Origin of the sequence: Nonomuraea jabiensis, from assembly GCF_014204795.1 — a bacterium.
GTDB lineage: Bacteria > Actinomycetota > Actinomycetes > Streptosporangiales > Streptosporangiaceae > Nonomuraea > Nonomuraea jabiensis.
Genome location: NZ_JACHMB010000001.1, coordinates 10,383,659 through 10,408,380, shown reverse-complemented (window position 1 = coordinate 10,408,380; position 24,722 = coordinate 10,383,659). Strand labels below are relative to the sequence as shown.

Sequence of the window (24,722 nt, the reverse complement as noted above, 5' to 3'; positions counted from 1 at the left end):
TCCATTCTCGCGATGGCGCTCGTGGCGGGCCTGGCCGGATGCGGCGTGGCCGAGGGGGCGACCGACACCATCAACATGTCGCTGAACACCGATCCGGCGACCTTCGACCCGGCGCTGGCCAAGGGCGGCGACGATTTCACCGTGGCCCGGCTGCTGTTCGACACGCTGGTGCGCAAGGACGCGGGCAACACCCTCGTCGGCGGCATCGCCTCCAAGTGGCAGGCGGAGGACGCGGCGCACTACACGTTCACCATCCGCGGCGGGCTGACCTGTTCGGACGGCACGCCGATCACGCCGTCCGTGGTGGCCGCCTCGCTGACGCGGTTCGCGGCCAAGGAGACGGGCTCCTCGGGACGTACGCTGGCGCTGGGATCGGGCACCGCGACGTTCACCGCCGACGACAAGACGAGCACGGTGAAGGCCGCCCTGTCCGTCCCGTGGTCCGACTTCGTCACCGGGCTGACGCTGCCGCAGGCCGGGATCGTCTGCCCGGCGGGCCTGCGCGACCTCAAGGGACTCGCCGCCGGCAAGGCCGCCGGGGCGTTCTCCGGCCCCTACACGCTGACCTCGTCCCAGGCTGCGGTCTCCTACCAGCTGACGCTGCGCGACGGTTACGCGGCCTGGCCGGCGTTCGCCAAGCCCCTGGAGGGCGTGCCCGCCAAGCAGCTGAACCTCACGCCGATCACCGACTACGCGACCATCGCCACCCAGTTGCTGGCCGGCAGCCTCGACGTCGGCGTGGTCTCCGACGAGAACGTGGCCCGGTTCGACGGCGACACCCGGTTCTCCACGTCGAGCGCCGCCAACACCACGACGTACCTGCTGTTCAACGAGCGTCCGGGGACGGCCTTCGCCGACCGGCCCGAGCTGCGCGCCGCGGTGGCCCAGGCCATAGACCCGCAGACGTTCAGCGACATCATCAGCGGCAAGCGGGGCAGCACGATCCTGTCCGTCGGCTCGGCCAAGCTCCCCTGCGTGAACACCGACCGGTCGCTGCTGGTCCCCCAGGACTCCGCCGCCGCGGCCAAGAAACTGGCAGGGGTCCGCGTCCGCATCGTCGGCACGACCCTGCTGCAGGGCGGCAACGACTACATCGGCGAGGCGCTGCGCAACGCCGGCGCGAACGTCTCCGTCAGCTCCCTGGACAACGCCAACTGGGCCACGGTGACCACCGCCGGCGGCTCGGACTGGGACATCAACGTCCAGGGCGACAACAACCAGCTGGGCACCCTCACCTCCTCGCTGCTGCGGGTGATGGGCCCGGTGACCGAGAAGGGCGGCCGCAACAAGACGGGCTCGGTCAACGAGAAGGGGTACGGCTTCGTCACCCAGGCCATGAGCGTGACCGACGGCGGCGGACGCTGCGCCGCCCTCCAGTCCGCGCAGAAGTCGTTCCTCCAGCGGGTCGACGCGATCCCGCTGGCGACCCTGCCCACCACCACCGTCGTCGCCGGCGGATTCGCCATCCGGACCTTCGACGACTACCTCGACCCCGCCACCCTGCGCATCCTCAAGTAGCCGACATGACCTCACTTTCCACGCCCGGCCCGGGCGTCCGGTCGCGGAGCCCCTCCGCCTGGCCCGGTTTCGCCGTGCGGCGGCTCACCAGCCTGGTCGTGATCTTCATCGCGCTGCTGGTCGTGTCGTTCCTCATCGTCCAGCTCATTCCCGGTGACCCGGCGGTGGGCGTCGCCGGGGCCAACGCCGATCTCGCCGACGTCCAGCGGGTCCGGACCGAGCTGGGGCTCGACCGGCCGATCTGGGAACGGTTCCTCGCCCACGCGGGCGGCGTCTTCACCGGGGACCTCGGCACGTCGTTCATGTACCGGCAGCCGGTGGAGACGATCATCCTGAACCGGCTCCCCTTCACCGCCACCATCGCGGTGACGGGAATCGTCGTCGTCCTGCTGGTCGCCGTCCCGCTCGGCATGGTCATCGGCGTGCTCACGCGCGGCGGCCGGCGCAGGTGGCTGGACACCGCCTTCGGGGTGGTCACCGGCTTCCTCGACTCGATCCCCGGCTACATCATGGCGTCGTTCCTGGTCGTGATGTTCGCCCTCGGCATCGGGCTGGTGCCGCTGTTCCCGCCGGCCTACGCACCCCGCTTCGGGGCCGCGTCGTTCGTGCTTCCGGTCGCGGCGATCGTGATCGGCCCGATCTGCACCATCTCCCGGGTCGTCCGCCGCGAGACGGCGGTCGTGCTCGACACCGACTACATGCGCACGGCCCGCGGCTGGCGGCTGCCCGCCTTCCGCCGCCACGTACGGTGGGCGCTGCCGAACCTGCTCACCACCACGCTCACCCTGAGCGGGCTGATCCTGACCGGCATGATCGGCGGCGCGATCATCATCGAGTCGGTGTTCGCGCTGCCCGGCCTGGGCAGCGGCATCATCAAGGCCATCCTCGACCGCGACTATCCGGTCATCCAGGGCATGGTGCTGGTCATCGGCATGATCGCGGCACTCGTCAACCTCCTCGTCGACGTCCTGCTCGGGCTGATCGACCAGCGGACCCTCGGGGGGTCGCATGTCTCCGCGTAGCCGGCCCCGCCGCCGCAACCCCGGGCTCGTGCTCGGCCTGGCCCTGCTGGGCGGCATCGTGCTGGTCGCCGCGCTGGCCCCGATCCTGTTCACGGAGCGGGCGGCCGTGCTGGGCCCGCGCTTCGCCGCGCCCTCGTCCGGGCACTGGCTCGGCACCGACGCGGCCGGCCACGACGTCCTGCTGCGCAGCCTGGTCGCCACCCGCCTCACCCTGCTGATGACCGTGGGCGCGACGGCCATGTCGGTCGTCTTCGGCGTCGTCCTGGGCACCGGCGTGTGGCTCGTGCGGCCCCGCGTCAGGGAGGTCTGCCTGCGCGTCATCGACGCGATGGTGGCCTTCCCCGGGCTCCTGCTCGCGCTCGTCGTGGCGGCCGTGCTCGGAGCGGGCGGCTCCTCGGCGGTGATCGCCATCGGCCTGTCCGGCATCCCCTACTTCGCGCGCCTCACCGCGAACCTCGCCGCGAAGGTCTCGCAGCAGGAGTACGTGTCGACCGCGGGCCTGCTGGGCGTGAGCCGCACCCGGATCGCCATCAGGCACATGCTGCCGAACATGGCCGAGCCGCTGCTCGTGCTGACGGCCTCGACGTTCGCGGCCACGCTCACGGCCATCTCCGCGCTGTCGTTCGTGGGCCTCGGCGTCCAGTCGCCCTCCTACGACTGGGGCAAGCTCCTGAACGAGGCCCTGCCCTCGCTCCTGGCCGACCGGCCCTTCCAGATGGTCGGCCCGGCGTTCCTCATCGTCCTGACCGGGCTGGGGGCGGTGCTGATCGGCGACGGCCTCGCGGCGGCGGCGAACCCGCGCGGGCACACGGCGCCGGGCCGCAGCGCGACACCCCCGGCCGCGCAGGAGGCGACGGGCGAGCAGCTCGCCGACGTCCGCGACCTGTGGATCCACGCCGGCGACACGCCGCTGGTCAAGGGCATCTCCTTCGGCATCGGGCCGGGCGAGATCGTCGGCATCGTGGGGGAGAGCGGGTCGGGCAAGACCCTCACCGCGATGTCGCTCGCGCGGCTGCTGCCGGACGGCCTGACCTCAATGGCGAGCCGCATGGCGTTCGGCGACCTGGACCTGCGCCGGCCCGTGCCGCCGGCCCTCATGGCGGAGGCCGTCAGCCTGATCTACCAGGACCCGGGCTCGACGTTCAACCCCGCGCTGCGCATGGGCACCCAGCTCACGGAGGTGCTGCGGACCCACAAGCGCCTCGGCCGGCGGGAGGCCGCGCGGCGCATCCTCGACGCGCTCCGGGTGGTCCACCTGACCAGGCCCGAGCAGCGCATGAAGCAGCATCCGCACGAGCTCTCGGGCGGCATGCGGCAGCGGGCCATGATCGCCGCCGCGCTGTCCGTCGAGCCGCGCCTGATCATCGCGGACGAGCCGACCACGGCCCTGGACGTCACCGTCCAGGCGGAGATCCTGCGCGAGCTCAAGCGCGTCAACCGCGAGTTCGGCGCCTCGATCATGTTCATCTCGCACGACATCGGGGTGGTCCGCGCGCTGTGCGACCGCGTCCTCGTGATGTACCGGGGCGAGATCGTCGAGGAGATCGCCGCCGCGGAGCTGACCGTGGAGACCGCCCGCCACCCGTACACGAGGGCCCTGCTGGAGGCCACCCCCGACATCGACGCGTCGTGGACCCCGCCGCGCACGAAGGAGCACTCGCATGGATGAGGAGACGGCCGTCGAGGTACGCGACCTCGAGGTGGGCTACGGATGGGGCAAGAACGCGACACGCGTCCTGCACGGCATCACCCTGGACGTCGCCCGCGGCCGTACCGTCGGCATCGTCGGCGAGTCGGGATCGGGGAAGTCGACGCTGGCCAAGGCGCTGGTCGGGCTCGTCCGGCCGACCGCGGGCAGCGTCAGGATCGGCGGCGTCCCCATCTCCTCCGCGCGGGGGGCGAGCCGCCGGGCGCTGCGGCGCAAGGTCCAGATGATCCCGCAGGACCCGTACTCGTCGCTCGACCCCCGGCGCACGATCGGCGAGGCGCTCGCCGAGGCCGTGGACCCGCGCCGGGCGGACGTGCGGCGGCACCGGGACGAGATCGTCCAGTGGCTGGAGGCCGTCAGGATGCCGGCCGACACCATCGACCGCTACCCCCACGAGTGCTCCGGCGGGCAGCGGCAGCGGGTCGCGATCGCCCGGGGCCTGATGATCCGGCCCGAGGTCGTGATCGCCGACGAGATCACCTCCGCGCTCGACGTCTCGGTCCAGGCGGAGATCCTGCACCTGCTCGCCGAGCTGCGCCGCGAACTCAACCTGACCATGCTCTTCATCTCGCACAACCTCGCCGTCGTCCGGCACGTGAGCGACGAGGTCGTGGTGCTCTACCACGGCGACGTCGTCGAGCACGCCCCGGCCGCGGACCTCTACCGGCGCCCGCGCCACGAGTACACCCGCACCCTGCTCGACTCCGTCCCGGGCGCCCCCGGCTTCGACATCGAACCCCGTCAGAAGGACTCCGCTTGACCACCCATCGAAAGCTCCGCCTCGCCAACGTCAGGATCATCAACGGCACCGGGGCGCCGCCCGTCGAGGACGGTGTCCTCGACGTGACCGCGGACGGCGCCATCGGATTCGCCGGCCCGGCGGCCGAGGCCCCGGAGGTCCACGGCGCGGACGTACGCGATCTGCGCGGCAGGACGCTCCTGCCGGGATTCGTCGACTGCCACGTGCATATGGGCTTCTCCTTGGCGAACGGCCCCTTCCACGCCCTCCAGAACGATCCCGCCCTGACCGTCCTCGAGTCCGCGGCGCGCATCCGGGCGACACTCGAGGCCGGCGTCACCAGCGCCCGGGACCTCGGCGGGCTGTCCTCGGGCTTCCGCGAGGCGATCGAGCGCGGGCTGATCCCGGGCCCGCGGCTGAAGCTCGCGGTGAGCCCGATCAGCCACACCGCCGGGCACGGGGACATGCACCTGTACGGCGGGACGGTCGCGCCCACCGTGCCCGAGCTGATCGAGATCGCCGACACCGTCGACGAGGTCCGCAAGGCGACGCGCCGGGTGCTGCGCCAGGGAGCCGACCTCATCAAGATCTGCACGACCGGCGGCATGGGGAGCAGGCACGACCACCCCGACGACGAGGGCCTGCGCCTGGACGAGGTGCGGGCCATCGCCGACGAGCTCGACCGGCACGGCGGCAAGCCGATCGCCGCGCACGCGCAGGGACGCAAGGGCATCCTGACCGCTCTCCGGGGCGGGGTGACCAGCGTCGAGCACGGGTACGGCATCGACGACGAAGGACTCGACCTCCTGCAGGAGCGCGGCGCCTTCCTCGTCCCGACGCTGTCGACCGTGTTCGCGATCAACAAGGAGACGATGCAGCCGTACCACTACGCCAAGAAGGTGAAGTGGTCCGAGATCACCAAGCAGAACATCGGCCACGCGATCGCGCGCGGAGCCAGGATCGCGCTGGGCACGGACGCCGGCGTGTGCCCGCACGGGCAGAACCTGCGCGAGCTCGGGCATCTGGTCGAGCTCGGCATGTCCCCGATGGCCGCCATCGTCGCCGGGACCCGTACCGGCGCCGAGCTGCTCGGCATCTCCGGGGAGGTGGGCACGCTGGAGGCGGGCAAGCTCGCCGACGTCGTGGTCACGGACGCCGATCCGTTGCGGGACATCCACGCACTGGCCGACCCCGCGCACATCGAGATCGTCATGAAGGCGGGCACCATTGTCAAGGACCTCGGTCTGGTACGCACTGGCGCGTAATCGGCCTCCCGCCGCTTCAGTCGGTTTACAGGACGTGCGGGCGGCGGGACTTGGCGAATCATTCCGCGAAGAAATATGCGGTCTGGCGCGCCGTCGGGGCCACAGAACTCACCGGACGCGTGCGCCGGCTCAAGGGGAGTTCCTGATCGGCGTGGCAGCCACGCTGATCATCACACGGGCAAGGCGCAGGCGATCCGTCCCAAGCCGGCCCTGACAGGCTCCTGATCCGCCCACGTGAAGCCCTCAGGTGCGCAGGGTGCTGGCGTCCTCGCCGGCCTTGTACGTCTTCGACGCCAGGTGCAGCCGGTTCTCCTGCTCCCGGAGCGCGCTCGCGAGCAGGTCGAGCCCTCTGCCGATGCTCTCCATCCGCTGCCCGCGCCCCTGCCAGTACGCGCGGCCGTAGTTGTCGTCGCCGAGGGCGGTACGTGCCGCGCTCGACGCCGCCTCGAACCGGATGTGGGCGCCGGACACGTCACCGGCCATGCCGTCCGCCGCGCTCGCCAGCCGGTGGAGGTGGGTCTTGCTGTAGACGACGCCGTCGAACTCCACGGGTGGGAAGCCTAGCCGGGATGTGCAGACATCGGTAGAAGAATCAGTAAAGAATGGTGCTTCTGAGGTTTTTGGTGCTCGTGAGGGACGGAGGTGACGATGGACGAGCCGTGGCGGCTGTTGGAGCAACTCGTTCAGGAGGTCAACCAGCAGACCGAACAGCTCAAGCAGATGCAGGAGAAGGTACGGGAGCTGTCGGCGACGGCGAAGTCCAAGGACGGCATGGTGACCGTGACCGTCGGTCCCCGCGGTGAGGTGCGCGCAATCGAGTTCGACCCCCGGGTCTACCGCAAGCTGTCCCCGTCGGAGCTGTCCGCCTCCGTCGTCGAGCAGATCGGGCGGGCGACCAGGCAGGTCGCCGCCGAGATGAAGGAACTGATGGAGCCCTTCGGCGTGCCGGATCTCCCGTTCGAGGACCTGTTCGGCGAGGGAACGAACTTCGAGTCGTTCCTGCCGCGGCCCGGTACGCCAGAGCCGCGGTGATGGGACTCGACCTCAACCTGGTGCCCGAGATCGTGCGGCCGCTGGCGCTGCCGCTGACGGGCGGGGCGCTTCCGGAGACCGACGTCGACGGGGTCCTCGCCGAGGCGCAGGTGCTGGAGAACCTGGCGGACCTGCTGGCCACGATCAAGTCGGACGACGCCGCCGCGGTCATGCGGTCGCTGCGCGACCACCAGTGGCAGGGCGCCGCCAAGGAAACGTTCGAGCAGGTGTTCAAGGTGCTCGGCGGGCAGCCGGACGCGGACGGCTCCGCTTCGGACGAGACGCTGATCGACCTCCTGGAGAAGGCGCTCCGGGAGGAGGCGGCGGCCCTGCGCGAGCACGGCGTGCGCATGCAGCACACCGAGTGGATGATCTACGCCTCGCTCGCGCTGCTCGGCGCGATGATCGTCAAGCTCCTGGTGTGGATCTACGTCAACGGCCCGGCCGTGCTCCGGCTGATCCAGCACAACACGCTGCTGACCCAGATGAACATCCAGACGCTGAAGCGGCTCATCCTGGTCAACATGCTGAAGTTCGCCGGGATCATGGGCGGCCTGGACTTCGGCGTGCAGGTGGCGCAGCAGATCTGGGGGGATCGCGAGGCGGGCGACTTCGACCTCGCGTCGCTGGCGATGTCGCTGGGCAGCGGCGCGCTGACCGGTGTCCTGTTCGCCGGCGCGAACGCGGCCCTGTCACGTCTGCTGAGCCGGCAGATGGTGTACGTCGCCTCCGAGGCCGAACTGGCGGTACGCGACAAGATCGCGGCGATCGCGCAGAGCATGTACGGCCAGGCGCTGCTGGGCGGAACGGCGGCCACCGCCGGGGCCGTCCCGGGGCTGGCGCTCAGCGGGCAGCTCGACGGCGAGCACCTGGCGTACACCTTCATCTCCGGCGTCGCGGGCGGCCTCGACATCCCCGCCTCCGCACGGGTGAGCTATATCCCGATGCGGGCGGTCGCGGAGCTCGGCGACACTCCGCCCGTCACGGCCCCCCATGGCGATGCTCCTCCTTCATCCGGCGGCCAGCCCTCGTCCTCGTCCTCACCTGCGCTTCCGCCGTCGCCCAGACCCGTACCGCACGACCCCGCCGCTCCGCTCGTACCGCACGATGCCGCCCCGCTGCCCGCAGGGCACGACACCACCACCCTGGCGCAGCACCACCCCCGGCCTGAACAGCACGCCGACGTCGCCACCCTGATCAACCGGCAGCCACCCGAACCGGGAGCCAACCTCCCGCAGCCGCACCAGGGCCAGGTGATCGTCGGTGAGGTCACCCGGCGCCAGGACGTGCTCCTGCACACTCCGGCAGGGGACAGGGCCGAGCAGGGCGGCACCCTCGCACGACCCCAGCAGAACCTTCCCACCGCCCGGGCCCCGATAGGCGACACCGCCCCCGCCACCCCGCGGGTCGAGCCCGCGGCTGCGGGCAGCCTCCCTCGCACGTCACTGCTCCCGGCCACGGTCCCGGCGATCATCACCCCGACCCCCGACGGCCCCGGCGCCGCCGAACAGGACACCCGCCACCAGGCCCAGGACAGCCCGCCTCCCGAAACCGCGCCGCCCGTCACAGCCGAGCGGAACACGGATGACTCCGCTCCCTCACTGCGCGAAGACAGCGACGGCAACGAGGACGGCGACCGCAGTGACAGCAGCGACGGCACCGACCGTAGCGACGGCGGTGATCCGCAGGCGGCCGATCAGCGGGCGCCGGCGATCCCGGAGACGCCTCAGCACGCGGGCACGGACCTCCAAGGCGGCCAGCCCGTCATGCCCAGGTCCACCCCGCTCCCCGACAACCCGCGCCGGACCGACCCGCTGACGCGGCAGGTGGCGGACCTGCTCAGCCGGGACGGCGCCTACGACCCGATCAGCGGCCCCGCCTGGCAGGCCGCCCATTCCGCCACGGTGGAGCGGCTGATGGACACGATGCGGTCCTCGACGAAGGACATGCTCGCCGTGGGCCGCAAGCAGAATCTGCGGGCGGCGGTCGGCGACCCCGCGAGCGACCTCGTCCAGAGCGAGGTCCGCGTCATGGGCAGGACCATCAGGACCTGGCAGGCGGTGGAACGCAGCGACCTGCGGTCCTTCGTGGAAGGCGCCCGCAGGTACGCGGAGGGCGACCGCCGGATCATCCAGCAACTGCCGTTCGACTCCCCGGAAGCGCTCCGGACGGCGCGACGGCTGGCCGTCGAGGAGCTGCTGCGCACCTGGGGATACGGCGCGAGCGAGATGCTGCCGGATCGGCTGGCCATGCACATGGCCGCGCGCGACGAGTTCGGGCTGACCGGGATCCTCGACCTGTCGGCGTACGGTGACCTCAGCCGCGCCAGGACGGCCGCGAAGGTCCACGCCCGCTCCGGGGACATGCTGCGCGACTTCCTGCGGCAGCAGTACGAGCAGACGCAGCGCGAGCTCGCAAGCCGCGGCATCGAGGAGCTGGTGCTCTACCGGGGGATCACGTTCGACCAGCATCCGGTCCCCGTCCTGGCGCAGGCCGCGAACGGCGACGTCGTGCCGGCCCCGCCCGCGCTGCCGCTGCAGTCGTGGAGCGCCATGCCCGGGGTCGCCAAGCGGTACACCGGCCTGGGAGACGGGGCGGTCATGGCGGCGGTCTTCCCGGCCTCCCGGCTGCTGTCCACCCCGTGGACGGGAATGGGCCAGCTGCCTCTCCACGAGTTCGTGGTGCTGGCCACGCCCGGCGAGGTCACAGTGCTGCGGCCCCCGCACGTCACCGAGACGTCCCCCGCCTATTCCGACATTCCGCCCGGCTGGCACGTCTCGAAGCCCACCGACGGGTGGACCCAGTGCGAGCAGGGCCACCGGCACTGGGGTACGGAGGGCGCGGCCGGGCTGCTGCTCTTCCACCGCGCTCCCGCCGGCCAGGTCCACGTCCTCATGCAGCTGCGTTCCATGGAGACGCAGCACGGAGGGACCATGGGGCTGCCCGGTGGCGCCCTCCACCGCGGCGAGGATCCGGTCGGCGGCGGCTTCCGCGAAACCGGCGAGGAGAACAGGCTGGACCCGAGCCAGGTGCGGGTGCGCGGAGTCCACCAGGACGACCACGGCGGCTGGGCGTACCACACCGTCATCGGCGAGATGTCCCACCTGGCGGACGTCTGGCCCGCCTCCCGCGAGTCCCTCGACAACGTATGGGTGCCGCTGGAGGAGGTGCCGGACCTCAACCTGCACCCCGATCTCGCCCGCGCCTGGCCCGACGTACGCACGGAACTCGACCGCGTCCTGGCGGCCCCCGGCACCGGCCCCCGGCCGCCGCACCCGGCGAACACCCACGAGGCGCCCGGCCTCCCCGACACCGACGGATTCTCGCCGATCGCCGATCCGCGGCCACGGAACTTCGCCGAGGCCGCGGCGACCGTCCACCGCTGGACGCCCGGCAACGGCCGCCCGCACCAGGACGGCCCGCAGAACCGGATCGAACGGCTGCTGAGCAACTCCCAGGCCGGGCCGGACGAGGTCCTCCTGGCGGAGGGCCGGCGCCTGGTGGAAGAGCTGCCCGTCACCGACGGGGGCGACCCGACGGCAAGAGCCCTGGCCACGATGAGCCGGATCCTCAACTGGCCGAACCCGCGAAGGGCCCTGCACGACCTGGCCTCCGAACTCGGCCTGGACCTCGAGCTCGACGCCTTGGTGGAGGTCTACGACAGCGCCCGGCGGCTCGGCTTGAACCCGGACGGCGCGCCCGGCCGTACGGACCTGGTCGAAGCTCTGCGAGGGGCCATGGCGGCGGACTCCTACCGCTGGACGGGGCAGCAGTACCAGGCCCGGTTCTCCCTCCCCGAGGCGACCCCCGCGCAGGCGCGCACGATCGGGCTCATGGTCGAGATGATGGGCGAGCCCGTCACCTCCGCCAAAGTCCGCAGCTTCGTCAAACCCGTGCTCGACCGGTACGGCATCGGCGACGTCAGGGAGCTGCTGCCGGTCGTCCGGGCCGCCCACGAGAAGGGGTACTTCCCGGCCGGGACGGCAGGGGAGGCGGAGTTCGGCGCGGCCATGGACCGGTTCTGGCAGGATGACCCGTACCTGTGGAACGGGGTGCTGCTCGCCGAAAGACACTCCTTGCCCGAGCTGCGCGACCCGATCGCGCGGCTGTGCGCGCGCCTGGAGGAGATCGTCGCGCACTCCGGCCGTGACACCGTCCCGCCGCTGGAGCGCCTGGCCGCCGACCTCGGGATGGGACGCTCCGCCGAGCAGCTCGTCCGCCTGGCCGCGGACGCGCAGGCGGACGGCGCCGATCTGGCGCGGGCGGCCGACCGCGAGGATCTCGTCGGCCGCCTGGACGCGTACCGGGCGCGCGACCCGTACCTTTGGGACGGGCTGCGGGTCGCGGCCGAGCGCGGCCTCACGCAGCTGAACGACGACGAGGCGCGCGTCCTTTCCCGCCTCGCCGAGATCACCGGCTCGGAGTCGCCGTCCCGGATGTGGGTGTTCGATCCGCTGCGCCGGTTGGCGGGGGACGCGGGCTTCCACCATTCCGTCGAGCAGCTGGTGCGGCAGGCCGCCGTGGTGCTGCCGCGCGTCGTCGACCTCTTCGGACCGGTCGACCGGCAGCGGGTGCTCGACGCCCTGGGCGCGAACGCCGTCACGCGGCCGGACCCGCAGCAGGTCCCGCCGGGCCTGCACGACCTGTCGCCCGCGGACGTCCGGGACGCCCGGCAGGCCGCGGCCCACGAGCACGCGCGGGCGAAGGAGGCCTTCCACCAGTCCTCCCTGCGCCGCACGGTGTCGCGCCTGGTCGGCCAGGACCCGCTGGTCGTGGCCAAGCAGGAATTGGTCGCCTCGCTGGAGGCCCGCACCCGGGCGTGGCAGCGCTGGCCGGAGCGCCCCGAGGTCTCTTTCACGAAGGATTTCGCGGCCTACCGGCGCGCTTACGACCAGGCGGTGGAGCGCGCCGTCAGGGGAGAGGAGGTGATCCCCTACATGCTGGAGAACGCCACCGCGTCCCTCGCGGCCCGCGACGGCGGGCGCGGCTTCGGGGTGGAGATCGAGTTCGAGCTGCCGAAGCACAACGCCCGCCAAGCCCTGCGGGCCATCGCCGAGGCCCTGCACGACGCCGGTCTGACCGGAGACGCCCAGGTGCGCGACTACCACACCATGCGGGGCGAGGGTTACCGGTCAGGCAAGAAGGGCGGGCGCGGACTCTGGAGGCTGGAGCAGGACGGCACGGTCGACGGCGAGCTGATCTCGCCCATCCTGTACGACGAGCCGGCGACGTGGGAGAACCTCCGCCTCGCCACCGAGATCATCCGCGCGCACGGCGGCACGGCCGGCGCCTCGACTGGCGGGCACGTCCACGTGAGCACGCACGACTACGACCACATCGTGGAGAACTACACCAGCCTGCTGAACCACGGGGGCCTGCACACCGACACCCTGTTCAGGCTCGGGCACAATCCGGAGCGCGAAAGCCACCGGGGCGTGGCGCAATGCCAGCCCAACCAGCTCCCCACGGGGGGCTACCGGGCGATAGCCCCGGTGCGCAATCTCAACGGCCGCAAGTCCGCGGTGAACATGGAGAGCATGAAGGGGACCGCGAAAGACCACGTCGAGTTCCGGCTGTGGGACGGCTCGCTCGACCCTGCCGTGATCCAGTCCCATGTGAAGGTGTCGCTCGCGCAGGCCGAGGCGGCGTTCCGCAACGCGGCGCTGGGCCGGCTGCCCAACCTGGGCCGGCTCGACCGGCTGGGCACCCACGCCGAGCGCGCCAAGCAGGATCCCGGGCTGGACCTCACCGAGGGGGGAAGCCTCTCCTTCCGGTTCCTGATGGACGAGCTGTTCTGGCGGGCCGCGGACAAGGAGCAGCTCACCGCCCTGTTCGCGGCCACTCGCTGGGTGCCCGCGCCATGAACGACCTCGCCACGGAACGGGAGGCCGGCCGGTGGCCGTGATCATCCGCAACTCCTCGGCGGCGGAGCCGCCCCCGGCCGCCCCGGTCAACGGCGACGGCCGGCCGTACCGCTACGAGATGATCTACGCGGGCGGGACCTACCGCGGCTACGCCGACGACGCCGCCGAGCTGACCGGGATGCTCATCCCGGGCTACGCCTCGCTCGCCACCGACGGCGAGCGCGCCGCAGCGCGGGTCGGCCTCGCGATGGACCTGCAGGTCAGGGTGCAGGCGCAGCTCGCGGCGGGGCCGGGGCTCGACGCCTGCGACGAGGCCGAGCGCGCCGTCCTGCTCGGCGGCCGGCACGAGCCACCGGCCCCCTCCCGCTGGGAGGCGCCGGTGCCCCTGGTCCTGGTCTCGGCCTTCTACGAGCCCGCCGGGGCGCTGCCGCGGCCGTCGGGACCGGCGGAGCTGCAGGTCTGGCTCGACCCGGCCGACGACTGGACCCTGCTGACCAGCCTGCACGCGGCCGGCGTGATCGTGGTGGCAATGTGGGACGCCACCTGAGCCGTCCGGCTGGACAAAACAGGTACGCGATCCGCCCGGTTTCTTCTATGTTTGTCCCTGGCCGTGACCATGCGCCCAAGGAGATGTTCGTCGTGAAGAAACCTCTCGAAGGAGCCCTGCGGGCCGGTGCCGTCGCCGTCGCGCTGACCGCCGGCCTGCTGACCACCTCCCCGGCCGGCGCCACCGCCGCGACCGGCGCGGAGTCCGTCGCCCTGGCCGCGCAGAGCGCCGCCGCGGCCCGCCCGGGCAACGGCAGGATCATCTACGACGGCCTCAGCGGCGGCCGCGGCGTCCTCAAGATCAAGAACGGCACGTCGAGGGACGGCGTCGTCACCCTCGTCAAGGGCAGGACCAAGGCGATCAGCATCTACGTCCGCGCGAAGTCCTCCGCGAGCATCAAGGACGTCAGGGACGGCACGTACCGGATCTACTTCACCACCGGCTCCCGCTTCAGCACCAGCAAGCGCAGGTTCGCCGTGGGGGCCAGCTATCAGCGCTTCGACGACCGGCTGAAGTTCGTCACCACCGCCACCTCGTACAGCATCTGGACCATCACCCTGCACCCGGTCAGGGGCGGCAAGGCGGGGACCACGCAGATCAACCCCAAGGACTACCCGGCCTGATCGCCGCCGGTCGGGGTCAGCGGGCGGCGGCGGTCTCCTTCTTGCGTGCCCGGTAGGCCGCCGCCTTGATCTTGTTGCCGCAGGACTCCATGCCGCACCACTCCCGCCGCCCGCCCCGCGAACGATCGATGAAGACCTTGGTGCACTCGGGGTTGGCGCACTCCTTCATCAGCGGCACCTCGGGCCCGCTGAGGAGCTCGATCGCGTGCCGCGCCACGGTGGACAGCGCCTGCTCCGGCGTCGCCTCGACCCACCGCCCCTCGGCGGTGAGCTGGGGCGTCGCCGGCGGCCTGCGCGCCGTCTCGTTGACCAGGGCGAGCGCCTCGTCGTCGTACCCGTCGCCGGCCAGCCGGGCGGTGACCAGCGCGTAGACGGCCTCCCGCACCGCCACCGCCTGGACGAGGTCCGCCTCCTGGCAGGGGGAGACGGCGTCGACGATGCCGGACTCCAGATACCAGGCGTCGAGCCGGTCGGGGGCGTCCAGCGTCTCGAAGCGTGCGGTGCGGCGGGCCCGCAGCGTGCAGGCCAGGTCGAGCGCGGGGTTGCCGCACAGAAAGACATGCTTCACATCACCAGTTTGACAGGTGACGCCGGGCTGTGCAATCGCCATCACCGCTCAGACCGGTGACTGGCCGTCCGTCCCGTCGTCGAGCCAGCGGGGATGGTTCCTCCTGGCCCACGCGGCCGTCACCCAGCCCGTACGCATCCCGCGCCGCGCCTCCGGATCCCGGTACGCCAGCCGGACGTGCCCCATCACGACGGCGGCGATCGCCACCGCCGTCAGGTCGTGCACGAGGATCGCGCTCGCGCGGGGGATGCCCGGCAGCAGGCCGGTGAACCACATCAGCAGGCCGGTGAACGTCATGACCGGCACGGCTCCGGCGATCCACCCGGCGTAGACCTTCTGCCCGGCGTTGAACTTGCCGGCCGGGCGCGGGCCCGGGGCGCGCCGGCGCACCGCGCGCAGCCACTCCCTGTCGTACGGCGCCAGCCTATTGAGCCTGCGCAGGTCGGCGCGGAACGCCCGCGAGGCCAGACCGAGCAGGACGGGCACGGGCAGCAGCAGCCCCGACCACTCGTGCACGACGACCACCAGGTGGCGGCGGCCGACCAGCTGGGCCAGCGGCGGGAAGTACAGGCAGGCCGCCGCGCCCACGCACAGCAGCATGAGCCCGGCGCTCGCGCGGTGAACCAGCCGCTCGCCCCGGCTGAACCGCCGCAGCGGGCGCTCAGGCCGCCGGGTCGAGCCAGCCGTCGACGTCATAGCCGTACTCCTCCCAGTAGCCCGGGACGACCTGGTCGGTGACGGAGATGCCGGACAGCCATTTGGCGGACTTGTAGAAGTACATCGGGGCGACGTAGAGCCGGACCGGGCCGCCGTGGGCGTGCGTGACCGGCGCGTCCAGCATGTCGAGGGCCACCAGCACGTCGGCCCGGCGGGCCTGTTCGAGCGTGAGGCTTTCGCTGTAGACGCCGTCGAAGCAGGTGAAGCGGACCGCCTTGCCCTCCGGGCGCACCCCCGCCGCGTCGAGGAGGTGCGAGAGCAGCACCCCGGAGAAGGGGACGTCCGGCACCCGCCAGCCGTCGGTGCACCGTGCCTCACCGACGACCCGGGTCTGGGGCAGCGCGCGGAGCCCGTCCAGCGTGTACGTCCCCGGCCGCTCGACCAGCCCGCCGATCTCCAGCCGGTAGTCGGCCGCGCTCTTCCTGGGCACCGCGGCCGCCACGCTGTAGTACCGGAAGCCGCCCGGGTTGGGCAGCAGCCCGCTGAGCCCGGTGGGGTCGTTCTGGGAGGCCGTCTCGAGGAGCCGTTCCCAGCCGTCCCGCACGAGAGGCGCGGCGGCGAGGCCGGCGGCGCCCGCGCCGAGCATCGAGAGCATCATCCGCCGCGCGATGGGCGGGCCGCTCTCCGCTGAAGGTCGTTCATGAGTCACATTCGTGATTCGAGCAGCCGCAGTCCCCGGCCGCGCGGAAAGGCGGAGCCCCGTAAGACTTCCGTCACTATTGCCCGAATAACGCCTCTCGCCGACGTCAGCCGTTGAGCGCGCTGGCCAGGGTCACGGCCGCGCTGACGAGGAGAGCCGCCAGCACCACCTTGCGGAAGCGCTCCGGATCGATCCGGCTGAAGATCGCATTGCCGGCGAACCACCCCAGCTGCACGACGGGCAGGCCCACGAGCCCGATCCAGAGCGACTGGGTGTTCACCTGGCCGGCCACGGCGAACCCGATCAGGCTGAACACGCTGGTGCCGGCGAACACCGCCGAGAGGGTGGCGCGGAACTTGGCGGGCTCGTAGCCCATGCCCTGGAAGGCGGCGACCATCGGCGGCCCGTTGGTGCCGGTGGAGGTAGACAGCGCGCCGGACACGAGCCCGACCCCCACCAGTACGGGAACGCTTCCGGGCACCTTCACGCGCCGCCACACCATCAACGTGCAGCCTAAGACTCCGATCCCGATCAGCGCCGTGAGCAATCGCTCGGACGTCACTCCGTACACCCACAGGCCGATCGGCAGGCCGAGCACGATGCCGGCCATGGCGATCATGGCCACCTTCCACTCGGCGTGCTGACGCTGGCGTACGGCGATCGTGATGGTCATGGCCAGGGCGGACATCGTGGTGGAGACCACCGCTGTGTGGGGGTCCACCGCGAGGGCCAGCAGCGGGGTGGCGACGAGGGCGTATCCGAATCCGGTCACGGCGTGCACCGTTGAAGCAATCAGGATGATCACGGCGGCGGCAAGCAGCGTGGACACCTATCACACTTTGCCATAGATCTATTTAAATGATCCAGTATTGTCAGGGGTTAATGAGGAGCGAATTACATGGGTGGTCAGGAATCTGCGAGTTATGTCGTCAGCCCGGCACTCGATGGTGACCACGCCGTCATCTTCGTTCCCGGACTGGGGGGCCGGACGAAGTTCGTGGACCGGTGGAACGAGCCGGGCCGGGAACCTGTCATCCGCCGGGCCAACTGGAGCGAGCCGATGAGCGTGCCCTCCATCGACGAGCGCGGCGCGGCGCTCGCGTCCGTCGTCGCGGACTCCGGCGCCACCGAGGTCGTGCTCGTGGGCCACAGCATGGGTGCCCTGGTCTGCCTGGAGGCGGCCAAGCACCTGGAGGGGCGGCTCCGCGGCATCGTCGTCATGTGCCAGTACCCGCCGCATCGCACGCCGGTCTCGCCCCTGGCGGAGCTGCCGGACCGGGCGCTGGCCGAGGAGATCGAGGCGCCGCCGCACATCCTGGACACGGTGGCCCTGCCCGAGTACGCACGTCTCTGGCGCTCCGAGTACCACCTCCTCAACCGCTATCTGGAGTCGGACCCGCGCCCGATGCTCAACGCGCCGATCGTCGCGGTCGGCGCCAGAGACGATGCGAGCTCCTGGGACACCGAGTGCCTCGACGACTGGGGCCAGTACACGACGGAGTGGCTCTCGGTCCAGCTGATCGACGGCGGCCACCAGATCGTCGAGCAGCTGCCTGCCGAGACCCTTCGCGAATGGGTCAGGAAGGTTCGTGGCTGAGCAGCCGCCGCAGCTCGGCGGAGAGCTCGGCCACCGTCGGGTGGTCGAAGACCACGGCGATGCCGACGTCCACGCCGAAACCCCTGCGGATCTCCTCGACCAGGCCCACGGCGGCGAAGGAGTCGCCGCCCAGCTCGAAGAAGTTCTCGTCGGGGCGGACCGACTCCACCCCGAATTCGGCACACCACATCTCCGTCAGCCGGGCCTCCAGCGACTCCTCGTCCGGCGGCGTCTCATCCGAGATCCGTTCGGGTGAATCGGCCGGCGCGTCCTCGCCTGGACCGTCGTCCGGCATGACCTCGGGGTTCCTCAGGACGGCGTCCTCACCCGGCAAGGTGATCGCCACTTGCCTGTGGCCCGGCCGGCCCAGCATGCGCAGCAGCATGCCGACCCCGGCCGCGGGCATGATCCCCGGGCCCCGCTCCTCCCGGTAGGTCTCGGGGGCGACCATGGATTCGTCGACGCGGCGCATGGTGAAGCCCCTGACCTCCACGGCGACGTCACCGCCGGCCGTCAGCACGTCGATGTCGGCCACGATCGTGTCCGGACCGCTCGGGCGCCGGCGGATGTGGCTGTACGCGAGCCCCGGTATCGGCCGGTGCACCACGATCGACTGGTAGGCGAACGGCGCGTGCGGCGGCTCATGGTCGGGATCCCGCGCCAGCGACACCGCCGCGTCCAGCAGGGTGGGATGCAGGGCGTGCTCGTCGAGCTCGTGGCCGAACGCCTCGGGAAAGGTGAGTACGGCGAGCTTCGTGCCGGCGTCCTCCCCGGAGATCCAGATCTCCTCGCCCGGCCACCGCGGACCGATGGTGAACAGCCGGTTGCCAGGGTCGTTGGCGGGCACCCGCCGCTCGGGCAGCGACGCGCGCAGCCCGTCCAGGTCCACCGTGCCCGCCCTGGCGTCCGCCAGCCGGATCTCACCCGTCGTGTGGACGCGGTAGTCGCCGGGGGACGGCGAGAGCGGCGCGGTGCGGACGGTGAATCGCCAGAGGTCCTCATGCGGTTCGAAGCCCACTTCGAGCGACACGGGCTCCGGAGTGGTGATCGGCTGCCGGAAGACCATGTGGCGCAGCTGCGCGGGCCGCCCGTTCGGGTGATCGACCGCCTCGCGGAAGGCCCGCAGGACGAAGTCGACCTGGGCCGTGCCCGGCAGCACCGGCACGCCGTTCATGCGGTGTTCGTCCAGGATCGGATAGTCCTCGGCCGACAGCGGGGTGGACCACCGGCGCTCCTCCGCCCCCGATCCGGAGCGCCGGGCCTGCGGCTGCCGCCCCTGGCGGGCGGCCATGCCGACCTCGGCCCAGGACGGCCAGTTGATGGTCATCGAGGCGCAGCCGGGCAGGGGCTGCCGGCGCACCACCGCGTCGAGGAAGGCGTTCGCCGCGGCGTAGTCGGCGCTGCCGACCAGTCCCCTGAGCGCCGCGCGGCTGGAGAAGGCCACGAAGAAGTCGAGCTCCGCCCGGCCCCGCAGCACCTCGACCAGGGCCAGCGTGCCGTGGACCTTCGGCGCGAGCGTCGCCGACACCTGCTCCCGCGTCCGGAACTGCAGCATGCCCCCTCCCGCCACGCCGGCCAGGTGGAACACCCCGTTGATGCCCCCGAAAGCGTCCGACGCCCGGTCGATCGCGCCCCGCAGCGCCTCCACGTCGGTCACGTCGCAGGCCTCGACGCGGCACTCGGCTCCGAGCGCCCGGATCTCGGCGAGCTCGGCGTCGTGCCCGCCCGTCACGTGGCGGCCCAGCAGCAGCAACCGTGGTCGCAGGCCGGTGTCCGCCAGGCCGCGCGCCACCGCCAGGCCGAGGCCGCCGAGCCCGCCGGTGATGACGTAGGCACCCCCGCGGCGCAGGCCGGCGGGATCCAGCCCGTCAGGGACGAGCTCCCGCTCGCCGGGGACCCAGCGCCGGTCCCCCCGCAGGGCGACGATCTCCGAGCGCTTAGGGCCGCGCAGCTCCGCGAGCAGCCGGTCGTCGATCGCGCCGCCCTGGACGTCGACGAGCCTGCACGTGGCGCGCGGGTTCTCCAGCAGGTAGCTCCGCAGGAGCCCGAGCAGCATGGCCCGCACCGGGTGCACGGCCTCGCCGCCCGTCACGTCCGCGGACAGTTCGGTGACGACCAGCACGTCGCGGGCGCGCTTGTCGGGCGCCCGCCGCGCGGCTTCCCGCAGGAGCTCGACGATCCGGTGGAAGCCGGTGTCGAGCTGGTCGTCGATGTTGCTCAGGTCGGGCTCGGCCGGGACTCCGAGCTGCGTCGCGTCGACGATGAGGTCCGGGTACCGCCGCGCGTCCCGCAGCTCGTCCAGCAGCCGGACGACGTCGGCCGGGTGGCGGTGGCGGATCACGAACTCGTCTCCCGCCCCCGAGTACGAGGTGCCGTGCCGCACCCGTAACGCATTCCACCCGGCCTTGCCGAGCAGGGCGGCCAGCTCGGCGGCGCGGTGCGGATCGTCCGGCAGGAACACCAGCGGCCGGTCCCGGGCGGGGGTGTCGCGGTGCCCGGCCGGTGCCGCCTCCACCCACGTGGGCAGCCGGAACACCGAGCGGCCCGCCGGTTCCCGCGCCTCCGGAGCGGGCGGGCCGCTCGGCGACGCCGGCTCGATCCAGTGCCGCTCGCGCTGGTACGGGTAGCCCGGCAGGGGCACGCGTTCACGAGAACCCGTGGCGCTCAGCGCCGACCAGTTCACCTCCGCGCCAAGGGTCCACATCCGGGCCAGCGCGTGAAGGAACGAGGTGCGTTCGGTGGCGCCCTTCGACGGCCCGCCCGGGAGCGTCGGCACCGCCAGGTGCCGCTTGGCGCGCACCTGTGGATGGGAGCGCGCCAGCGTGGTGAGCGTCCGCCCGGGGCCCACCTCCACCAGCACCCGGTCACCGCCGGACAGCACGGCGTCGAGCGCCTGCTTGATCAGGACGGGCCGGGTGAGCTGCCGGACCCAGAAGTCCACGCTGCGCGCCTGGGCCGCCTCCACCGGCCCGCCCGTGGACGCGGAGCAGATCTTCCAGCGGGGAGCGCGCGGCCGGATGCCGTCGAAGGCCGGGCGGAACCGCTCGGCGGCGCTCGCCATGGCCGGGGTGTGGAAGGCGTGCCGCGATCTCAGCCGGGAGGCGGCGATCCCCGCCCCGGCGAGGACCTCGGCCTCGAAGCGGCGCACGTCCTGCGGCGATCCGCCGACGACCGTCCGCCGGTCGCTGTTCACCACGGCGACGTCCAGGGTCCCGAAGAGCAGCGGCGACACGGTGTCCAGACCGGCCGCGACCGCCACCATCGCGCCCTGGGGGGCCTCGGCCAGCGCCCTGGCCCGGGCGCTCACCAGCCGTACCGCCTCCGGCAGGGTGAACACCTCGGCGAGCGCGGCGGCCGCGAACTCCCCGACGCCGTGGCCGAGCAGCACGTCCGGCTCGACGCCCAGCGCCAGCCACAGCCGCCCCAGCGCGTACTCGACGCTGAAGAGCACGGTGGAGTCCTGCGGGCCGTCCGGCGTCCCCTCCCAGCTGTCTCGCTGCGCCAGGCCGTGAGCCTCGAACAGGTCGAAGCACTCGTCGAGCGCCGCCCTGAACGCCGGTTCGGTGCGATGGAGCTCCGCCGCCATGCGGGCGTGCTGCGCCCCTTCGCCCGGGAACAGGAACACGGTGCTCCGGTCCGCCCGCTCCTCCGGCGTGACGATCCGCCTGGCGTGGTCGAGCACGGCGGTGGCCGCGTCGGACAGGCTCTCGACCACCACGGCGCCCCGGACCGGGTGCGGCGTGCGCCCCTCCTGCAGCGTGAACGCGACATCGCAGAGCCGGTCCGCGCTCTCCTCGAAGGACCGGGCGAGCCGCTCCGGGTAGGCCTCGGCCGCGGACGGCGTCCGCCCTGACCACACGATCAGCTGCGTGGGCCCCGGAGCGGGGGCGACCGCGCGGGGCGGCGCCTCTTCGAGGATCGCGTGCGCGTTCGTGCCCCCGATCCCGAACGAGCTGACCCCCGCCAGGCGCCGGTGGCCGGCCGATCGAGGCCAGGGCCGCAGCGCGTCGTTGACGAAGAACGGCGAGTCCCCGAGCCCGAGGAGCGGGTTCACCTCCTCGAGGTTGATGCTCGCGGGGATCTGCTCGTGGGCCAGCGACAGCGCGGCCTTGATCAGCGAGGTGATCCCGGCCGCGTGACCCAGGTGGCCCACGTTCCCCTTGATCGATCCGATGGGACACCGCCCGGGCGCCGCCCGGGCGCCGAACGCCTTCCGCAGCGCCGCGATCTCGATGGCGTCACCCAGCCGGGTCGCGGTGGCGTGCGCCTCGACGTACCCGATGTCCTCGGGGCCCACGCCGGCGAGCTCCAGAGCTCTCAGCACGACCTCCGCCTGCCGATCAGCGCTGGGCGCGGTGAAGCCGACCTTGTTCGCGCCGTCGTTGTTGACGGCCACGGCCCGGATCACCGCGGAGATCCGGTCGCCGTCGGCCAGGGCGTCGGAGAGCCGCTTGAGCACCACGACGCCGACGCCGCTGCCGAAGATCGTGCCGCCGGCCGCCGCGTCGAAGGGGCGGCAGTGGCCGTCCCGGCTCAGCGGGCCGTCCTGCGCCCACCAGTACCCGTGACCGACGGGGAACTCGACGTCGGCGCCGCCGGCCAGGGCGACGTCGCACTCGCGCAGCCGGAGCGCGTTCACGGCCAGCTGCACGGCCACGAGCGAGCTCGAACACGCGCTCTGCACGGTCATGCTCGGGCCGTGCAGGTTCAGCTTGTACGAGACCAGCGTCGAGGCGCTGTCGGGGTTGTTCCACATGCCGGCCGCCATGCCGGTGGCACTCCGCAGCGCCTCCAGGCTCCCCAGGACGCGGCCGATCCCGTAGCGGTTGGCGGCGACCGACGAGAACACGCCCGCTCTGCCGAGCCCCGAGGCGTCGTAGCCGGCGTTCTCGACGGCGGCGTGCGAGGTCTCCAGGTACAGCCGCAGCTGCGGGTCGCACGCCTCGGCCTCACGCGGGGTCAGGCGGAAGAACCCGGCGTCGAACAGGTCGATGCCCTCGGGTTCCGCCACTGCCCGCACGTAGGCCGGGTCGTCCAGCGCTTCACGCGACACGCCGCGCGACCGGAGCTCGTCCGCGGACGGGAAACGCACCGCCTCCTGTCCGGCCACGAGGTTGCTCCACAGCTCCCGGGTGTCGGCCGCACCGGGGAAACGACCGGCCATCCCGATGATCGCGATCGGCTCAACGAGGTCACCCATGTCGTCCGCCCTCCGAGTCGCGCCCTTCATCGAGGTTCTCCCGCAGGTGATCGGCAAAAGCGTTCAGGGTCGGATACTGGAAGACGAGGACGGGAGAAATCTCCGTTCCGAGACGGACGGAGACCTCCGCCACGAATCGCATGAGGGACATCGAGGTGAAACCGGCGTCGAAGAAGCCGCCGTCGGGGTCGATCCGGCCTCGGCCTGGGCCGAGCACGAGCTGCGCGCTGTCGTGCAGCACCTCCCACAGCGTCGCCGGCCGCTCCTCGCCCTGCGCGCCGGGTTGATCCTTCGGCGACGAGTCGCGCACCTCGATGCCGGCGGGCATGACCGCGGGGTCCAGGCAGTCGCTGAGCACCGCACGGAGCTCTTCGCCGTCCACCGCCGCCGTGGGGCCGCGTACGACGGTCAGGCGCACGGACCCGACTCCGCTGCCGTCCTCGACGTACGTCGCCACCGCGTCGACGACGCCCGCGACCCGGGCGGCCGCGCCCTCGATCTCGTCCAGCTCCACGCGCACGCCGTTGACCTGGACCTGCCGGTCCGCCCGCCGGAGGAAGCACATCGAGCCGTCCGGCAGCAGGCGGACGATGTCGCCGGTGTCGTACCAGCGCCGGCCGTCGTGGCCGGAGGCCGGCAGCGGGGTTCCGTCCGTGTAGCCGAGCGCGCAGGCGGCGGCTTCCACGTGCAGCCGGCCTTCATCGCCGATCTTGACGGAGGCGTGGCCGAGCGCGCGTCCGATCGGAACCGGATCCTCGCTCGCGGCCCCCTCGCCGGGCGGCACCTGGTGCATGCATACGACCTGCGGGGTCTCCGACGCGCCGTAGCAGTTGGCGATGGTGGCACGCGGCGCGAACCGGGCCGCCGACCGCAGCGCCGCGGCCGTGAGCCGGGCCCCCACCGAGCAGACCAGCCGCAGGCTCTCGACGGGAAGCCGCGACGCGCCCGCCATGAGCTGGAGCAGGACCGGCGAGCCCTGGAGCACGGTGATGGAATGCCGCGAGAGCCAGGCCGCCAGCAGCCGGGGATCCGCGGCCGTGCGGCTGTCGGGAATGAACAGCGTCGCACCGGTGAGCCAGGGCGCGATCAGCTCCCGCAGGCTCGGGTCGTGTCCGGGCCTGCTGAGAAAGGCGATCCGGTCGGATTCGTCCATGGGCAGTTCCTTGAAGAACGCCTCACTGGCGGCCTCGAAGGCCGCCCGCCCGACGACGATGCCCTTCGGCTTCCCCGTCGTGCCGGACGTGAAGAGGACATGACTGACTTCTCCCGCGTCTCCGGCATGGAGCCGCCGGCCGGTGTGCAGCGGCTGCAGCTCGGTCAGGGCCGGCCCGAAGGCCGCCGCGGCGCCGGAGGCCGTCAATGCCGCGCGCACCCGCTCGGGACCCCAGTCCCCGAGGATCGCCGGGACGGCGCCCGCGCCCCAGACGCCCACGATCCGCGCGACGAACTCCGGGCTCCGCTCCGCCGGCACGCCCACCACGCGGCCCTCCAGGCGGTGAGCCCGCACGACGTCGGCGACGTCCTCGCCGAGCGCGGCGACGTCGCCGAAGGTGAGGTCTCGGCCCTCGTGGACCAGGGCGACCCTGCCCGGGTCACGTGGCACCCGTCCCAGCAGCCCCGGCACGGCGGTGCCGGCCGGGTCACGGACGGGACTGATCAGCTTGTCCCCTCGGCTCACGCTG

Annotated in this window: 17 protein-coding genes; 10 read left to right on the top strand and 7 right to left on the bottom strand. The window is 72.3% G+C overall.

Features of this window, described 5'->3' with window-relative positions:
* Nucleotides 1–12: 12 nt before the first annotated feature.
* The 5 genes from HD596_RS47600 to HD596_RS47580 are packed head-to-tail and all read left to right on the top strand — an operon-like array spanning nt 13 to nt 6,252.
* Nucleotides 13–1,518 (top strand): ABC transporter substrate-binding protein, encoded by a 1,506-nt coding sequence (locus HD596_RS47600; protein WP_185075915.1) that lies wholly within the window; start codon nt 13–15, stop codon nt 1,516–1,518.
* A 5-nt stretch (nt 1,519–1,523) separates the two neighbouring features.
* Complete coding sequence (locus HD596_RS47595) at nt 1,524–2,540, top strand: ABC transporter permease (RefSeq protein ID WP_185075914.1); 1,017 nt, start codon at nt 1,524–1,526, stop codon at nt 2,538–2,540.
* Nucleotides 2,527–4,209, top strand: coding sequence for a dipeptide/oligopeptide/nickel ABC transporter permease/ATP-binding protein (locus HD596_RS47590; protein ID WP_185075913.1), 1,683 nt, complete (start codon nt 2,527–2,529; stop codon nt 4,207–4,209). The genes HD596_RS47595 and HD596_RS47590 overlap by 14 nt, the downstream gene beginning before the upstream one ends.
* Complete coding sequence (locus tag HD596_RS47585) at nt 4,202–5,008, top strand: ABC transporter ATP-binding protein (RefSeq protein WP_185075912.1); 807 nt, start codon at nt 4,202–4,204, stop codon at nt 5,006–5,008. The genes HD596_RS47590 and HD596_RS47585 overlap by 8 nt, the downstream gene beginning before the upstream one ends.
* Complete coding sequence (locus tag HD596_RS47580) at nt 5,005–6,252, top strand: metal-dependent hydrolase family protein (RefSeq protein ID WP_185075911.1); 1,248 nt, start codon at nt 5,005–5,007, stop codon at nt 6,250–6,252. Before HD596_RS47585 ends, HD596_RS47580 begins: the two co-directional genes overlap by 4 nt.
* A gap of 243 nt (nt 6,253–6,495) precedes the next feature.
* Here HD596_RS47580 and HD596_RS47575 read toward each other — a convergent pair whose 3' ends face one another.
* Nucleotides 6,496–6,801: a hypothetical protein gene (locus HD596_RS47575; RefSeq protein ID WP_185075910.1), complete on the bottom strand. Its 306-nt coding sequence runs from the start codon at nt 6,799–6,801 to the stop codon at nt 6,496–6,498.
* A 99-nt stretch (nt 6,802–6,900) separates the two neighbouring features.
* Between HD596_RS47575 and HD596_RS47570 the strand changes: the two genes are divergently transcribed.
* The 4 genes from HD596_RS47570 (at nt 6,901) to HD596_RS47555 (ending at nt 14,318) form a co-directional block, all read left to right on the top strand.
* Nucleotides 6,901–7,284, top strand: a complete 384-nt coding sequence (locus HD596_RS47570; RefSeq protein ID WP_185075909.1) for a YbaB/EbfC family nucleoid-associated protein — start codon at nt 6,901–6,903, stop codon at nt 7,282–7,284.
* Complete coding sequence (locus HD596_RS60980; RefSeq protein WP_221519921.1) at nt 7,284–13,148, top strand: NUDIX domain-containing protein; 5,865 nt, start codon at nt 7,284–7,286, stop codon at nt 13,146–13,148. The genes HD596_RS47570 and HD596_RS60980 overlap by 1 nt, the downstream gene beginning before the upstream one ends.
* 31 nt (nt 13,149–13,179) lie before the next feature.
* On the top strand, nt 13,180–13,695 hold the full coding sequence (locus HD596_RS47560) for a hypothetical protein (protein WP_185075908.1): 516 nt from the start codon (nt 13,180–13,182) through the stop codon (nt 13,693–13,695).
* Nucleotides 13,696–13,787: 92 nt separating this feature from the next.
* The gene (locus HD596_RS47555) at nt 13,788–14,318 is read left to right on the top strand and encodes a hypothetical protein (RefSeq protein WP_185075907.1); all 531 of its coding nucleotides are present in this window, start codon (nt 13,788–13,790) and stop codon (nt 14,316–14,318) included.
* Between the two features lie 16 nt (nt 14,319–14,334).
* Here HD596_RS47555 and HD596_RS47550 read toward each other — a convergent pair whose 3' ends face one another.
* The 4 genes from HD596_RS47550 to HD596_RS47535 form a co-directional block, all read right to left on the bottom strand.
* A complete protein-coding gene (locus HD596_RS47550; RefSeq protein ID WP_221519920.1) occupies nt 14,335–14,886 on the bottom strand; it encodes a CGNR zinc finger domain-containing protein in 552 nt (183 codons plus the stop codon).
* Between the two features lie 48 nt (nt 14,887–14,934).
* Nucleotides 14,935–15,582, bottom strand: coding sequence for a cytochrome b/b6 domain-containing protein (locus HD596_RS47545; RefSeq protein ID WP_185075905.1), 648 nt, complete (start codon nt 15,580–15,582; stop codon nt 14,935–14,937).
* Nucleotides 15,548–16,252, bottom strand: a complete 705-nt coding sequence (locus HD596_RS47540) for a molybdopterin-dependent oxidoreductase (protein WP_221519919.1) — start codon at nt 16,250–16,252, stop codon at nt 15,548–15,550. Before HD596_RS47540 ends, HD596_RS47545 begins: the two co-directional genes overlap by 35 nt.
* 97 nt (nt 16,253–16,349) lie before the next feature.
* A complete protein-coding gene (locus tag HD596_RS47535; protein ID WP_185075904.1) occupies nt 16,350–17,072 on the bottom strand; it encodes a sulfite exporter TauE/SafE family protein in 723 nt (240 codons plus the stop codon).
* A gap of 69 nt (nt 17,073–17,141) precedes the next feature.
* Here HD596_RS47535 and HD596_RS47530 point away from each other — a divergent pair, with 69 nt between their 5' ends.
* A complete protein-coding gene (locus tag HD596_RS47530) occupies nt 17,142–17,840 on the top strand; it encodes a thioesterase II family protein (protein WP_185075903.1) in 699 nt (232 codons plus the stop codon).
* Here the strand turns inward: HD596_RS47530 and HD596_RS47525 are convergent.
* Complete coding sequence (locus tag HD596_RS47525; protein WP_185075902.1) at nt 17,821–23,040, bottom strand: type I polyketide synthase; 5,220 nt, start codon at nt 23,038–23,040, stop codon at nt 17,821–17,823. The genes HD596_RS47530 and HD596_RS47525 overlap by 20 nt on opposite strands.
* The gene (locus tag HD596_RS47520; RefSeq protein ID WP_185075901.1) at nt 23,033–24,718 is read right to left on the bottom strand and encodes an AMP-binding protein; all 1,686 of its coding nucleotides are present in this window, start codon (nt 24,716–24,718) and stop codon (nt 23,033–23,035) included. The genes HD596_RS47525 and HD596_RS47520 overlap by 8 nt, the downstream gene beginning before the upstream one ends.
* Nucleotides 24,719–24,722 lie beyond the last annotated feature (4 nt).

What these genes read in the sequence shown, in the direction of transcription:
- HD596_RS47530 (WP_185075903.1), top strand. Translation starts at nt 17,142, where the DNA reads ATGGGTGGTCAGGAATCTGCGAGTTATGTCGTCAGCCCGGCACTCGAT.
- HD596_RS47570 (WP_185075909.1), top strand. Translation starts at nt 6,901, where the DNA reads ATGGACGAGCCGTGGCGGCTGTTGGAGCAACTCGTTCAGGAGGTCAAC.
- HD596_RS47595 (WP_185075914.1), top strand. Translation starts at nt 1,524, where the DNA reads ATGACCTCACTTTCCACGCCCGGCCCGGGCGTCCGGTCGCGGAGCCCC.
- HD596_RS47590 (WP_185075913.1), top strand. Translation starts at nt 2,527, where the DNA reads ATGTCTCCGCGTAGCCGGCCCCGCCGCCGCAACCCCGGGCTCGTGCTC.
- HD596_RS47525 (WP_185075902.1), bottom strand. Translation starts at nt 23,040, where the DNA reads ATGGGTGACCTCGTTGAGCCGATCGCGATCATCGGGATGGCCGGTCGT.
- HD596_RS60980 (WP_221519921.1), top strand. Translation starts at nt 7,284, where the DNA reads ATGGGACTCGACCTCAACCTGGTGCCCGAGATCGTGCGGCCGCTGGCG.
- HD596_RS47600 (WP_185075915.1), top strand. Translation starts at nt 13, where the DNA reads ATGGCGCTCGTGGCGGGCCTGGCCGGATGCGGCGTGGCCGAGGGGGCG.
- HD596_RS47545 (WP_185075905.1), bottom strand. Translation starts at nt 15,582, where the DNA reads ATGACGTCGACGGCTGGCTCGACCCGGCGGCCTGAGCGCCCGCTGCGG.
- HD596_RS47585 (WP_185075912.1), top strand. Translation starts at nt 4,202, where the DNA reads ATGGATGAGGAGACGGCCGTCGAGGTACGCGACCTCGAGGTGGGCTAC.